At 39.7% G+C, this 13,300-nt stretch carries 14 protein-coding genes and 1 tRNA gene; 7 read left to right on the top strand and 8 right to left on the bottom strand.

Features of this window, described 5'->3' with window-relative positions; genetic code table 11:
* Nucleotides 1-19: 19 nt before the first annotated feature.
* The 5 genes from ubiG to yfaE all read left to right on the top strand — a co-directional run bounded on the left by ubiG (nt 20) and on the right by yfaE (nt 5,580).
* A complete protein-coding gene (ubiG, locus tag AAGD16_RS07330) occupies nt 20-730 on the top strand; it encodes a bifunctional 2-polyprenyl-6-hydroxyphenol methylase/3-demethylubiquinol 3-O-methyltransferase UbiG (RefSeq protein ID WP_028835280.1) in 711 nt (236 codons plus the stop codon).
* Complete coding sequence (locus AAGD16_RS07325) at nt 730-1,410, top strand: HAD family hydrolase (RefSeq protein WP_058154559.1); 681 nt, start codon at nt 730-732, stop codon at nt 1,408-1,410. The genes ubiG and AAGD16_RS07325 overlap by 1 nt, the downstream gene beginning before the upstream one ends.
* A 411-nt stretch (nt 1,411-1,821) precedes the next feature.
* Nucleotides 1,822-4,104 carry a class 1a ribonucleoside-diphosphate reductase subunit alpha gene (gene nrdA / locus AAGD16_RS07320; protein ID WP_064662743.1) on the top strand — a complete coding sequence of 761 codons (2,283 nt, stop codon included), beginning with the start codon at nt 1,822-1,824 and terminating at the stop codon, nt 4,102-4,104.
* Between the two features lie 73 nt (nt 4,105-4,177).
* Nucleotides 4,178-5,308: a class Ia ribonucleoside-diphosphate reductase subunit beta gene (gene nrdB, locus AAGD16_RS07315; RefSeq protein ID WP_013464873.1), complete on the top strand. Its 1,131-nt coding sequence runs from the start codon at nt 4,178-4,180 to the stop codon at nt 5,306-5,308.
* Nucleotides 5,308-5,580, top strand: coding sequence for a class I ribonucleotide reductase maintenance protein YfaE (yfaE, locus tag AAGD16_RS07310; protein WP_013464872.1), 273 nt, complete (start codon nt 5,308-5,310; stop codon nt 5,578-5,580). The genes nrdB and yfaE overlap by 1 nt, the downstream gene beginning before the upstream one ends.
* A gap of 97 nt (nt 5,581-5,677) precedes the next feature.
* Here yfaE and AAGD16_RS07305 read toward each other — a convergent pair whose 3' ends face one another.
* The 3 genes from AAGD16_RS07305 to AAGD16_RS07295 form a co-directional block, all read right to left on the bottom strand.
* Nucleotides 5,678-6,274, bottom strand: coding sequence for a DUF1287 domain-containing protein (locus AAGD16_RS07305; protein WP_013464871.1), 597 nt, complete (start codon nt 6,272-6,274; stop codon nt 5,678-5,680).
* 27 nt (nt 6,275-6,301) lie between these two features.
* Nucleotides 6,302-6,775 (bottom strand): hypothetical protein, encoded by a 474-nt coding sequence (locus AAGD16_RS07300; protein ID WP_013464870.1) that lies wholly within the window; start codon nt 6,773-6,775, stop codon nt 6,302-6,304.
* 142 nt (nt 6,776-6,917) lie between these two features.
* Nucleotides 6,918-7,343: a tetratricopeptide repeat protein gene (locus AAGD16_RS07295; RefSeq protein ID WP_008112472.1), complete on the bottom strand. Its 426-nt coding sequence runs from the start codon at nt 7,341-7,343 to the stop codon at nt 6,918-6,920.
* A gap of 208 nt (nt 7,344-7,551) precedes the next feature.
* Between AAGD16_RS07295 and AAGD16_RS07290 the strand changes: the two genes are divergently transcribed.
* Nucleotides 7,552-7,941, top strand: coding sequence for a YkgJ family cysteine cluster protein (locus AAGD16_RS07290; protein WP_008465669.1), 390 nt, complete (start codon nt 7,552-7,554; stop codon nt 7,939-7,941).
* Nucleotides 7,942-8,114: 173 nt separating this feature from the next.
* Complete coding sequence (locus AAGD16_RS07285) at nt 8,115-10,505, top strand: TonB-dependent receptor (protein WP_368485584.1); 2,391 nt, start codon at nt 8,115-8,117, stop codon at nt 10,503-10,505.
* A gap of 78 nt (nt 10,506-10,583) precedes the next feature.
* Here the strand turns inward: AAGD16_RS07285 and AAGD16_RS07280 are convergent, their stop codons facing one another.
* From AAGD16_RS07280 to AAGD16_RS07260, 5 genes are all read right to left on the bottom strand, one after another.
* Nucleotides 10,584-11,201 (bottom strand): FKBP-type peptidyl-prolyl cis-trans isomerase, encoded by a 618-nt coding sequence (locus AAGD16_RS07280; RefSeq protein WP_008112467.1) that lies wholly within the window; start codon nt 11,199-11,201, stop codon nt 10,584-10,586.
* A 69-nt stretch (nt 11,202-11,270) separates the two neighbouring features.
* Nucleotides 11,271-11,594 carry a hypothetical protein gene (locus tag AAGD16_RS07275; RefSeq protein WP_013464868.1) on the bottom strand — a complete coding sequence of 108 codons (324 nt, stop codon included), beginning with the start codon at nt 11,592-11,594 and terminating at the stop codon, nt 11,271-11,273.
* A gap of 114 nt (nt 11,595-11,708) precedes the next feature.
* Nucleotides 11,709-11,799, bottom strand: a tRNA-Ser gene (locus tag AAGD16_RS07270).
* A 98-nt stretch (nt 11,800-11,897) separates the two neighbouring features.
* A complete protein-coding gene (locus AAGD16_RS07265; RefSeq protein ID WP_024601029.1) occupies nt 11,898-12,275 on the bottom strand; it encodes a hypothetical protein in 378 nt (125 codons plus the stop codon).
* A 203-nt stretch (nt 12,276-12,478) separates the two neighbouring features.
* Entirely contained in the window at nt 12,479-13,027 is a 549-nt protein-coding gene (locus tag AAGD16_RS07260; RefSeq protein ID WP_335675053.1) for an NAD(P)H nitroreductase, read from the bottom strand.
* Nucleotides 13,028-13,300: the final 273 nt, after the last annotated feature.

Below are 13,300 nucleotides of genomic sequence, written 5' to 3'. Positions count from 1 at the left end.
ATTGACGAGGAAGTATTTTATGACCGAACATCAAAATGTAGATAACGCAGAAATAGCAAAGTTTGAAGCCATCGCAGAACGTTGGTGGGATTTAGAAGGCGAATTTAAGCCGCTTCACGAAATTAATCCATTACGATTAGATTTCATCGCAGACAAAACCAAAGGATTATTTGATAAAGAAACCCTAGATGTAGGATGTGGTGGTGGCATTTTAAGTCACAGCATGGCGCGAATGGGCGCAAACGTAACAGGCATCGATATGGGCCAAGAGCCTTTAACCGTAGCTAAGTTACACAGCTTAGAAACAAGTGTCCCCGTTGAGTATATAAAAGTACCTGCAGAGCAGTTTGCAGATGAGCACCCTGAGCGCTTTGATGTGATCACTTGTATGGAAATGTTAGAGCACGTCCCCGACCCTGCTTCTATTATTCATGCGGTGGCTAAATTAGCAAAACCTGGGGCTGATGTTTTTTTCTCTACTCTTAATAAAACCCCAAAAGCTTACTTATACGCTATTGTCGGTGCAGAAAAACTGTTAAAAATGGTCCCAGAGGGTACCCATGACCATAAAAAGTTTATTAAACCTGCACAATTAATTGCATGGGCAGAGCAAGCTGGCTTAAAAGTACGTGCCAGTGCTGGTTTAAGTTACAACCCGCTTTCTAAGCAATACACAATGAATGATGATGTAAGCGTAAATTATATGCTGCATTTTGAGAAGTTAGCGTAATGGCAAGCTCTCAAACCCCCATTGTCCCAATGGAATATCAAGCATTGCTGTTTGACTTAGATGGCACTTTACTCGATACCGCTGATGATTTAGGCGCCGCACTAAACACCGTGCTGCAAAATCATCAACAGCCCCAAGTGGGCAGTGATATATATCGCCCCGCGGCTTCAAACGGTGCTGCCGCTTTATTGGCTGCTGGTTTTAAAGAAAGCTGGGCACAACAGCCGCAAGAGCAACTTTTACATGAGCTAGTCACGCAATACGCTGCCAATATTGCCACCCATACTCGATGTTTTGTAGGAATAGAGCAATTACTAATCGCACTTGATAACAAAGCAATACCCTGGGGAATTATGACTAATAAGCCCGGATTTTTAACTGATCCTTTAGTCAAGGCGATTCCTGCATTAAAAAATGCACGTATTGTGATAAGCGGTGATACCTTAGCTGAATCTAAGCCCTCACCCCTTCCTTTACTGTATTGCGCTGAGCAAATGAGTGTTGATCCTTCGCGTTGCTTATATATAGGTGATGCGCAGCGTGACATTCAAGCAGGTAAAGCAGCCAATATGCACACCGCAACCGCACTATGGGGATATGTACCGAGTGTTGACGAGGCATTGGCTTGGAATGCGGATTTTAATTGGCACAGTCCTATAGATGCATTTAACCACATATAGTGCCATGTTAATTAATAAACACTACATATTGTGATTGTGTTAGTTTTTACGCAAAGCTTGATGATAAAAAAAGCAGACAAAATTTATTTTAAAAAAGCGTAAATTTAATCTTTCCTTAGTTGATTTTTACAAATTTCAACTTAACCGATTGATCAAAGGTTAATGCCTACTAACACAATTACGTTATCCCAACGTTATCCACAATGAGAGCGGTTTCTGTCCCTTGCAAAAGATACCAGACCACACTATCTTGTGATCTCTAATTTGAACAACACCAGATATTGTGGCTAAATGTTATTCAATTAAATTCACCAAACCGGTGAAAATAACAATAAACGAATAGGCACTGCGCTTTTTTAGGTGCACGCATTGGTCAAAAATATTTAATTCCCAAGGAATACAGGCAAAGCTATGAACCAACAGTTATCTGTAAGCAAACGTGACGGTCGTAAAGAGCCACTCGATCTTGATAAGATCCATCGCGTTATTGAATGGGCCGCCGAAGGTTTAAATAACGTTTCGGTTTCACAAGTTGAACTTAAATCGCATATTCAATTTTATGACGGTATTCGTACTAAAGACATCCACGAAACGATTATTAAAGCCGCTGCGGATCAGATCTCAAAAGAATCACCTGATTATCAGTATCTTGCTGCTCGTTTAGCTGTATTCCATTTACGTAAAAAAGCCTATGGCCAGTTTGAGCCACCGCGTCTTTTTGACCATGTTACTAACATGGTTGAACAAAAACGTTACGATGCACATTTACTCGTTGATTACACAGAGCAAGAATTAGATGAGCTAGATGCGTACTTAGATCATTCTCGCGATCTTAACTTTAGCTACGCAGCAGTAAAACAGCTTGAAGGTAAATACCTAGTTCAAAACCGTGTAACGGGTGAAATTTACGAAAGCGCGCAGTTTTTATATATTTTAGTGGCTGCAAGCTTATTCTCTGATTACCCTCGTGATACACGTATTGATTACATTAAACGTTTTTATGATGCGGTTTCATTATTTAAAATTTCTTTACCTACGCCAATTATGTCGGGCGTACGTACGCCAACACGCCAGTTTAGCTCATGCGTACTTATTGAGTGTGGCGATAGCCTAGACTCAATTAACGCTACATCATCAGCGATTGTTAAATACGTTTCTCAACGTGCTGGTATTGGTATTAATGCAGGTCGTATTCGTGCACTAGGTAGCCCTATTCGTAACGGTGAAGCGTATCACACTGGCTGTATTCCGTTTTATAAGCACTTTCAAACAGCGGTTAAAAGCTGTTCGCAAGGCGGTGTACGTGGTGGCGCAGCAACCCTTTTCTACCCGCTTTGGCATTTAGAAGTTGAAAACTTATTAGTGCTTAAAAACAACCGTGGCGTTGATGATAACCGCGTACGTCACTTAGATTACGGCGTACAGTTTAATAAACTCATGTACTCACGTTTAATTAAAGACGATTACATTACGTTATTCAGCCCCTCTGATGTGCCTGGCCTTTACGATGCATTTTTTGAAGATCAAGACGAGTTTGACGCGCTATATGTAAAATATGAGCAAGACGAGTCAATTCGTAAAAAACGAATTAAAGCAATTGAGCTGTTCTCTATGTTTGCTCAAGAACGTGCTAGCACGGGTCGTATTTACTTACAAAACGTTGACCACTGTAATACACACAGTCCGTTTATCTCAAAAGTGGCTCCGATCCGTCAATCTAACTTATGTTTAGAAATTGCGTTACCAACTAAGCCTCTTAGCAACGTGAATGATGAAGAAGGTGAAATTGCACTTTGTACATTATCTGCGTTTAACTTAGGCGCGATTGAGTCTTTAGATGAACTAGAAGAGTTAGCTGAGCTTGCAGTACGCGCACTTGATAACCTACTTGATTTCCAAGACTACCCAGTACCTGCAGCTAAAAATGCAACTATGGGACGTCGTACGCTAGGCATAGGCGTTATTAACTACGCATACTACCTAGCTAAAAACGGTAAGCGTTATTCAGATGGCAGCGCAAATGCGCTTACGCACAAAACATTTGAAGCGATTCAGTACTACCTAATGAAAGCGTCTAATGAGCTGGCAAAAGAACGTGGTGCCTGTCCTAAATTTAACGAAACAACGTACTCACAAGGTATTATGCCAACGGATACGTACAAGCGTGATTTAGATAAAATTTGTGATGAACCACTTCATCTTGATTGGGATACGTTACGTGCCAGCATTAAAGAGCACGGTATGCGTAACTCAACACTGAGCGCATTAATGCCATCAGAAACATCATCGCAAATATCTAATGCAACCAATGGCATTGAGCCACCGCGTGGCCATATTAGTGTTAAAGCAAGTAAAGACGGTATTTTAAAACAAGTTGTCCCTGAGTACGAACGCCTCAAAGATAGCTATGAGCTACTGTGGGATATCCCATCTAACGATGGTTACTTACAATTAGTAGGCATAATGCAGAAATTTATCGACCAAACGATTTCAGCAAATACTAATTATGATCCAAATAAATACGAAGGCGGTAGAGTACCTATGAAAGTCTTATTAAAAGACTTACTTGGTGCCTACAAGCTAGGTGTTAAAACGCTGTACTACCATAACACCCGTGATGGCGCATCAGATGCACAAGAAGACGCTCCAGAAGTGGAAGATGACGATTGTGCAGGCGGCGCGTGTAAAATTTAATAGTTAAACTTAAAGCGGGCGCCTTGCCCGCTTTGTCCTGATAGTTTTAGTGATAGTTTTTTGAGTGATAAACATGTCTTATACTACTTTTAGCAGAAATCATAATAACCAAATGCAAGAGCCAATGTTTTTTGGTCAAACCGTTAACGTGTCACGTTACGATCAACAAAAATACCCTATTTTTGAAAAGCTGATTGAAAAACAATTGTCTTTCTTTTGGCGTCCTGAAGAAGTTGACGTAAGTAAAGACCGTTTAGACTTTCAAGCGCTTCCTGATCACGAAAAGCATATCTTTTTAAGTAACTTAAAATACCAAACTTTGCTTGATAGTGTTCAAGGCCGTTCGCCTAACGTTGCACTATTGCCAATTGTGTCAATTCCTGAGCTTGAAACATGGATTGAAACATGGGCGTTTAGTGAAACCATTCACAGCCGCTCATACACACATATTATTCGTAACGTAACCCAAGCGCCTGAACTCATCTTTGACGACATTGTTAGCAATGACAAAATTAGTGAACGTGCCGATGCCGTAACCACTTATTACGACGATTTAATTAACTCAGTGTCGCTTTACAACCTGTACGGTGAAGGCAAACATGACATTAATGGTGAAACCGTGGTGGTTAACCTATTCGAGCTGAAAAAGAAATTGTACCTGGCGATGATGTCAGTGAACATTCTTGAAGCTATTCGCTTTTATGTCAGCTTTGCGTGTTCATTTGCGTTTGCAGAGCGTGAGCTAATGGAAGGCAATGCAAAAATTATTAAGCTTATTGCCCGTGATGAAGCGCTTCACCTTTCAGGCACTCAGCATATTTTAAATATTATGCAGGATGGCAAAGACGACCCTGAAATGGCAATTGTTGCTGCACAGTGCCGTGAAGAAGCAATCAAAATGTTTGTTGACGCTGCAGAGCAAGAAAAAGAATGGGCAGAGTACCTGTTTAAAGATGGTTCAATGATTGGCTTAAATAAACATATTTTATGTCAGTATGTTGAATACATTACCAATGCACGCATGACTGCTATTGGTTTACCAGCACAGTTTGATAATAACAGTAATCCGATTCCATGGATCAACTCATGGCTTGTTTCTGATAACGTGCAAGTTGCTCCACAAGAAGCGGAAATTAGCTCATACCTTGTAGGTCAAATTGATTCACAGGTTGATGCAGCTGAATTTGGTGACTTTGATTTATAATGACTGATAGAACCACTGCAAGTGTTACGCTTGCAGATAACAGCCAGTGTTTAGATTTTACCGCTGGCTGCCCTTCTCTTTTACACTGCTTAGAATCGAATAAAATTGATGCTGCTTACCAGTGCCGTGAGGGATATTGTGGTGCGTGTCGTGCTACGCTTGTCTCTGGTGAAGTCAATTACAATGAAGAACCGTTAGCCTTTGTGCGTGATGGTGAAATACTATTGTGTTGCTGCAAGCCCAATGGTGATATCAGTATTAATTTAAAGTAACTAGCAAACCACACAGTATAATGCCTAACAGCTCGCTTTATTCACTTACCTGTTTCTGCAATTATTACTCAAGTAATCGCGATTATAGCCGTGTTATTTACTCTGAATAAGCAGCAGGTACAAATCGGTAATGACCCGTAATTGTATAAGCAAAAAGCATATCGCTCATTTCAGGTCCGCGACCAATATTGTGCACAATAAGCGGGTGACCACTGTCCTGCGCTATTTGATTAACGACCATACCTATGTGCGGTAAATTGCCTGGCAGCATCCAAGTGACTATGTCACCGGTTTTATAATCTGCTGCATTAAGCGATTTAGTTAACACTTGAGCATGGCGCTCAAAGTAAACCTGTAAGTTAGGTACACGTCGATGATCAATGTTTTTATCTGGCTTGGTTAATCCCCAAATACGCTTAGAAGGATATGCGCGAAAATTGGCCTGCATGTCTTCATGTACTAACTTTTGCAAATCAATACCAAGCTGTCGATAGGATCGAATTATAACATCGGTACATACACCAATATTAGCGGGTACATCGCCACCAGGGTATTCAAGCCTATGATAGGCGCCATCGTAAGTTACTTGTTGCGTTGTTCTGTGTATCAATGCGTTGACAATATCATGATTAAAATCGGCTGCCTTTACATCAAGGGCAGATAAAGCTAGTAAATAGAGCACAAAGCGCGACATATAAATTCCTTTTATAATATTTATTAACTAAAGCTGTTGAGTAATATAGTCAGGAATATTAAATTTATTTCCATTGCTGGTAAAGTGCGCATCAAGTGCATAGGCCATTTTTTCAAGCGGAGCATCATCATAACCACAGGTTTGGATTTCATTGATGTAGCGCATAATAAAAGCGTGAGCACCGAGCTCGCGCCATTGAACGACATGAGCCAGCTCATGAAAATGCACTCTTAAATTACGCGCAACATGAGGTAATATGTAATAAGTGTTTTTATAGGTGATCCCTGCTACATCCATGTCAATAAAATCGCTTAAACCAATTTCACGTAAACCAGTAAAGTCAGGCTTGGGAATGTGTTCAACAACCACATAAAATGCAGTTTTCAAAAAATCATGCGGGTAAAAGCCAGCAAATTCGCTAACAAATGTATCACAACATATTCTTTGATCAACATACTCGCTATTCGTTTTATCAATCCATTGTTCTATTTGCGCTAGCATGTTTTCTCCAAAAAATTTGCTTAGTGACTTAATTTAAGCATAAACATTTAATGACGCAGAATTTGCTTTTATCAATAAAAAAGCGCCAATGGTATTATTACTGACGCTTATTAGAATGATAAATACAAAGTAACGCTTTAAACTAACCTTCTTCTTCAACCAATGATTCTAATAACTCATGGATCTCTGATTTTAATTCTTTGTCTTCAATTTTATTTGCACTGATTTTAGCATCTTGCAGATTTTTAATTGCCGCTTCTTTATCACCCAGCTCAAGCTGTAAAGTAGCCATAGAAAAGGCAACAGACGACATATGATCTTTGTTATTAATTTCTATCGACTTCTGTAACGCTTTTTCGTAAGTCTCGATAGCTTCTTCTAGCTCTTCGGTGAAATCAGCCAATGTTTCCCACTGAACAGGGTGATCTTTCGCTGTATTTTCGTTTTCAATACAAATAGCTTTTAGCTCAGCATATAAAGATTCAAACTGTTTAGTATCATTTTTATTAGCCGCTGCCATCAGCTTTTCCGCCAAATCGTGAACCGCTTTGTATACTTTAGTATTCATAATTACTCGCTACCTTATTAACGCGCCTTTTTTGACTTATTAAAGGCATCGTATTCGAAATATATTCCCTAATAGTACATTATTATTAAGCGCTGCGTTGTTACAAAAGTATTATAAGCGATAAAAACAGAGGTTTAATTTAAAAACCTGGATATTACAGTGCTACACTTAACGCTTAATTTAAGTCGCAATAGTAAATACCTACCCTATGCAAAATTGCAATCAATGCGGTAAATGCTGCACTAAATATGGTGCGGCAGATTTAGATACAAATCAGGATGAAATTGAAATGTGGGCGTTATTCAACCCAGAAATATTTCAATATGTTAAAAACGATCAGTTATGGTTTGATCCCAAAACAGGCGAGCAATTAACGCAATGCCCATTTTTAGTACTTAGCAGTAAAAAATATCCACAAGAAAAAGATAAGTATACATGCAGTATTTACCATGACCGTCCTCAAGATTGCCGACACTACCCAAGTTTAATTTCAGAAATGATAAACGATGACTGTGAAATGCTTGAACCAATCGATAAACAAAATCCTTTCAAAGCACAAAAAAAATTAGACATACTAATGATAGACAGCCGCTCTTAAGCGAATAAATATAACAAATGCACTGATCTGTAATAATGAGCTGGTAATGTAAATTTAACGCGATTATTTTGCCATTCAACGCAAAATTAAAAGTTATAGTATAACATTGTTGATGATGCCATTTTGTAGTGTTATATTATATCACAACATAACAACCACGATTCGAAGTAATTATGACAAAGTTAACACTCATATCCTCAGCGCTACTGTCTGTTTTGTGTTCTCACTCTGCCCTAGCAGCAACGATTAACGGCACAGTAACAGATTCAAAAAAACAACCTATTGCTAATGCAACTATCCATGTTCATGGAAAGTCACAAAGCGTGAAAAGCAATGAACAAGGTCAGTTTAGCATCGACATAGATGCTAAAAGCCAATTACATATTAGTAAAGATAACTACATCGATTCACGTATATCGCTTGAGAATGTAGACGATACAATTACTGTTACATTAAAGCCGTCTTCGGTTGAAACTGTGGTTGTGTATGCCTCGGCACTGCATAAAAATAGCTTAGAAATGATTTCACCTGTGAGCGTACTATCAGGGGATGAACTAAAAAATAAAGCGAAACCGACCCTAGGTGAAACACTTAAAGGAATACCAGGAGTAAACGCGAGTTATTTCGGCCCAGTGTCTTCAAGTCCGATTATTCGTGGCCTAGGTGGTCCTCGTGTTAAAATTACTCAAAACGGTTTAGATAGCAGTGATGCATCACGTATTGGTCCAGATCACGCGACATCAAGTGATAGCTTAGCCGCTGAACAAATTGAAGTACTACGAGGCCCAAGCACCCTACTATATGGCTCTGGTGCTATTGGCGGAGTAGTAAATGTGGTTGATAACCGTATTCCAACCAATAATATTGACGCACTCTCGGGAGCGGCACAATACACACACGATACCGTTTCAAATGCGAACACCTATGCGGCAAAATTAGAAACAGGCAGCAATAACTTTAATTTTCATTTTGATGGCACCAAACGCAGTGGTGATGACTATCAAACGCCTCGCTTTAACCTACCAGATGAACATGAAGAAGGTGAAGTACACATTGAGGGCGATGAAGAAACAGCCACTTCAGTTGAAAATACTTTTATCGACAGTGAAACAGTGAACTTTGGTACCAGCTATGTCGGTGAGCATTTAACCGTTGGCTTTTCATACGGCAATATTGAAACAGACTATGGCATTCCAGGGCATTCACATGATCACGGTCATGCCCATGAAGAAGAAGGCGATCATGAAGATCATGCGGATGAAGAACATATAGAAACTCCCGTTTATGCTCATTTAGAGCAAGATCGTTGGCAAGGACTGGTAAGCTATGCATTTCATGATAACTGGATTGAATCGATTAATCTTCGTCTTGGCTACACCGACTACACTCACAGTGAAATTGAAGATGGCGCGATTGGCACCACGTTTAGTAACGAAACCACTGAAGCACGTTTAAATGTAGAGCATCAGTTAGGCCAATGGCATGGCATGATTGGCTATCACTATAGTGAATCTGATTACGATGCAATTGGCGAAGAAGCGTTTACGCCTGCAAGTGTCACTACCACTCATGCGTTATATTTACTTGAAGAACGCACATTTGGCGATGTCACCGTAGAGCTTGGCGCCCGCCTAGAAGATTATGATATCAAAAGTGATGTAGATACACATCAGCACAGCCATGATGAACAACCTGTATCGGCAGATGAGACTATTAACTACACCCAAAGCTTTACTAATGTAAGTGCCTCAGCCGGTGCAATTTGGGAGTATATGCCAAGTCACAACCTAGCCGTTAGCTTATCACATTCAGAGCGTGCGCCACTTTCAGCTGAGTTACTCTCTAATGGTGTGCATGTTGCCACAGGTACTTATGAGCTTGGTTTGGGCTATCATATTGAAGGGGCAGAAGCGCATTTTGAACCTGAAGAAATTAAACAAGAGACCTCAACCAATCTTGATATTAGTTTACGTCGTTTTAGCGGTGACTTTGGCTACACCGTCAACTTTTTCTATAACGATATTAAAAACTTTTATTATCAACAAAACACCGGATTAGTGTTTGATGAGATGGATGGCTTTGAGTCTGCTGCCAATGGACACAGCGATGCAATTGATGTTTATCAATTTACCAGTAAAGATGCGCAGCTTTATGGTTTTGAATTTGATGCACATTATCAAATAAACCCCAGCGCCATGGTAAAAGTATTTGGTGACTCTACTCGCGCCAAACTAAAAGATAATGAAGGTAATTTACCACGTATCCCTGCCAATAAATTGGGCTCAGAACTACAATATACCCTAGGTAATGCGCAATTTACCTTAACAGGAACCCATTACTTTGAGCAAAATGATATTAGTGCTTACGAAACGGCAACGGATGGCTATACATTAATTGATTTACAAGCCAATTATCAACTTGATTTAGGCGCAGTTGACACGCAGCTATACCTAAGTGTTGATAACATTACTGATGAACTTGGTTTTGTACATAGTTCATTTATTAAAGATACGGCACCTCTTCCTGGACGTAACTTCCAATTTGGCGTTAGAGGCTACTTTTAAAACGCGCTCATTTTTAATCAGACAATAAAAAACCGCATTCGTAATAATGAATGCGGTTTTTTTACAACTAAATTCTAATTAAAGAATTGCGTGTAACTCAACGTCAAATACTAGAGTTGAGTAAGGTGCGATTGCAGCACCGGCACCACGTTCACCATAAGCAAGCTCATGAGGAACGTATAAACGCCATTTAGTACCTACTGGCATCATTTGTAATGCTTCAGTCCAACCTTTGATCACGCCACCTACTGGGAATTCAGCAGGTTGACCGCGCTCGTATGAGCTATCAAAAACAGTACCGTTTACTAAAGTACCGTGGTAATCAACACGTACTGTAGACTCTGCAGTTGGCTTTTCGCCTTCACCTGTTGCAAGTACTTCGTACTGAAGACCTGACTCAGTAACTGTAATTTCAGGACGTTTTGCGTTTTCTTCTAAAAATGCAATACCTTCAGCAGCCAATACTTTAGCTTCTTCTTCACGACGAGCTTGGATCTCTTCGTTGATTTTCTCAAATGCAGCTTGGATCTCAGGGATCTCTACTTGAAAAGCACTGCCTGCATACGCATCTTTCATGCCTTCAAATACTGAATTTAAGTTTAAACCTTCAAAAGGGTTAGCCTTAAGTTGCTCACCCATTTGTAAGCCAATACCGTAACTTGCTTTTTCAGCATCTGTAGTAAAATTATCTGACATAATGTGTTATTCACGTTTTGTTAGTTAAAAGACCCGTATATGCTATCACAAAATAAAAGCCGTTTGGGGCTAGTTTTTATTGAGTTTTTCTTTAATTAAACCAATAGCAAAGGTACATACAGGTAAACTGAGCAAAATTCCAACAAGTAAGCTCATCGGCAACAATCCGACCACGCCGATCAACAAAAGAGGCACAGCCACCAAACCGATAATGCCAATGTAAAACGCACCCCACACTGGCCAAAAATGATCGTATTTTGTGATTAAATGCCCGGATAAAAGATTAAATCCGATGCCATATAAGAAAGTCATCATCAGCGCATTATCTGGGTATGCATCAATGGCCATTTTTTGTAATAACGATATGGCACTTTGGTAACAATAACCAAACACAGTCCATAGCAGGATGTGCTTGAGTAAACGTTTAGAGAAGGATAACTCCGGGGACTGTGACATAATAAAGCTCCAGATAGCAAAAAACCGCCAATAAGGCGGTTTTTTAAATAATGGTGGAGAGATAGGGATTTGAACCCTAGAGGGGCTATAAACCCCTGCCGGTTTTCAAGACCGGTGCATTCGACCACTCTGCCATCTCTCCGTACGGCGCGCATAATAAGATCATACGCTTAGCTTGTAAAGCCCTATTTTACTAAAACTGATTAAATAGTTAAATATTAACCAAGATAGTCATAAACCCTAGTAATATTGTTTAGGTCTGCGGGCAATCCAAGAACATACTAAACACACCAATAAGCTGGCAGTTAAAAATGCAATACTTTGAAATATTAAATCGAAGCGGTTTAAATCATCACTTGGGATCACAACTAACACAAACGAAGGTAGGACGGTGAATAATAGAACATAGCAGCATATTTTAAAGGCTCTGCCAAAATCAAATCGTCGAGACTGTTGCATCCACCATGTTAGTAGTACTAGGACACCCATCGCAGTTGCAGCAATAAAGTGAGCTGCTTGTGTATTCATTGCAACATAAAATGTCGCAAGCGCGCCAACAACACCCCAGATTGACCAAGCAAACCAGTTTTCTTTTTCACGTAAAAATAAATTTCCCATCATTTTCGTCTTCTTTATCGTTATTATTGGTAAGACTTTCCATACATTACCAAAAAACAACCGATTAAAAAACAAACTGAAGAAGATTTATTGCGTATGGTGCTTCCGTGCGCTTCTCGCAGCTACAATATTAACCGCGGTAGTGTAACACGATTAACTTAATGAATTATGACTATATTGAATATAAAAAGTTCATCCTATTGCTACAAAAAACTAAAATAGTTTTCTGGCTTATGGCGCGGTGACTTTTTACACTCAACTGCTGGCGTCCCTAAATACAAATAACCCACTATTTCATCATCATTATTTAAGTTAAGCGCTTTTTTAACACTGGGGCTTTGTGCAAAGTAACCTGTGCGCCAAATACCGCCAAGCCCTTGTGCAAATGCAGCTTGTTGCATAGCCAGCACACCACAGCCTGCACTTTGAACTTGTTCTATTCTTGGTACTTTTGGATGTTGTTGATATTTTGCAATTGCAATAATGATCATGGGTGCTCTAAGGGGTAACTCTTTAGCACGATTAATTACTTTTTCAGCTTGCTGCTCGGCCAAAGCGCTTTGATAATAAATTTCACCCAACTTATGACGTGCATCCCCTTGAACAATAATATATTGCCAAGGCGCAATACAGCCATGATCGGGAACTCTGAGCCCAGCCTGCTGAATAATGTTTAGTTGTTCTTCATTAGGGCCTGGCTCTGTCAGTTTTGCATCTGACTGGCGGGTTAATAAAAGCTCAATAGCATCCATTATAATTACTCAAAAGACAAAACAATAGCATACCATTGAAACCCTTAGGTTAAAATATAATGGGCACCCCGCTGTTATTATTTGCTTATCAAGAAAGTACCTAGGTTAAAAAGTACACAAATAATATCGCAACCCAGATAGCCGTGTATTTGTGCCATTACAAAGTAGCGCTCGCCTTTTGCGTGTAAATAATTAGGTCGAACTAATGAGGGGCTTTATAGATTTAATTTTGCCAGTTAAGCGTTGTAGCCGAGGTACCATTAAAAATCGTAA

Origin of the sequence: Pseudoalteromonas sp. M58 (assembly GCF_042604605.1) — a bacterium.
GTDB classification, from domain to species: Bacteria; Pseudomonadota; Gammaproteobacteria; order Enterobacterales; family Alteromonadaceae; genus Pseudoalteromonas; species Pseudoalteromonas tetraodonis.
The sequence above is the reverse complement of the archived record's forward strand: the minus strand, read 5'-3'. Positions and strand labels throughout refer to the sequence as shown.

Coding starts and splice junctions, on each gene's coding strand:
- ubiG (WP_028835280.1), top strand. CDS start 20: ATGACCGAACATCAAAATGTAGATAACGCAGAAATAGCAAAGTTTGAA.
- AAGD16_RS07325 (WP_058154559.1), top strand. CDS start 730: ATGGCAAGCTCTCAAACCCCCATTGTCCCAATGGAATATCAAGCATTG.
- nrdA (WP_064662743.1), top strand. CDS start 1,822: ATGAACCAACAGTTATCTGTAAGCAAACGTGACGGTCGTAAAGAGCCA.
- nrdB (WP_013464873.1), top strand. CDS start 4,178: ATGTCTTATACTACTTTTAGCAGAAATCATAATAACCAAATGCAAGAG.
- yfaE (WP_013464872.1), top strand. CDS start 5,308: ATGACTGATAGAACCACTGCAAGTGTTACGCTTGCAGATAACAGCCAG.
- AAGD16_RS07305 (WP_013464871.1), bottom strand. CDS start 6,274: ATGTCGCGCTTTGTGCTCTATTTACTAGCTTTATCTGCCCTTGATGTA.
- AAGD16_RS07300 (WP_013464870.1), bottom strand. CDS start 6,775: ATGCTAGCGCAAATAGAACAATGGATTGATAAAACGAATAGCGAGTAT.
- AAGD16_RS07295 (WP_008112472.1), bottom strand. CDS start 7,343: ATGAATACTAAAGTATACAAAGCGGTTCACGATTTGGCGGAAAAGCTG.
- AAGD16_RS07290 (WP_008465669.1), top strand. CDS start 7,552: ATGCAAAATTGCAATCAATGCGGTAAATGCTGCACTAAATATGGTGCG.
- AAGD16_RS07285 (WP_368485584.1), top strand. CDS start 8,115: ATGACAAAGTTAACACTCATATCCTCAGCGCTACTGTCTGTTTTGTGT.
- AAGD16_RS07280 (WP_008112467.1), bottom strand. CDS start 11,201: ATGTCAGATAATTTTACTACAGATGCTGAAAAAGCAAGTTACGGTATT.
- AAGD16_RS07265 (WP_024601029.1), bottom strand. CDS start 12,275: ATGGGAAATTTATTTTTACGTGAAAAAGAAAACTGGTTTGCTTGGTCA.
- AAGD16_RS07260 (WP_335675053.1), bottom strand. CDS start 13,027: ATGGATGCTATTGAGCTTTTATTAACCCGCCAGTCAGATGCAAAACTG.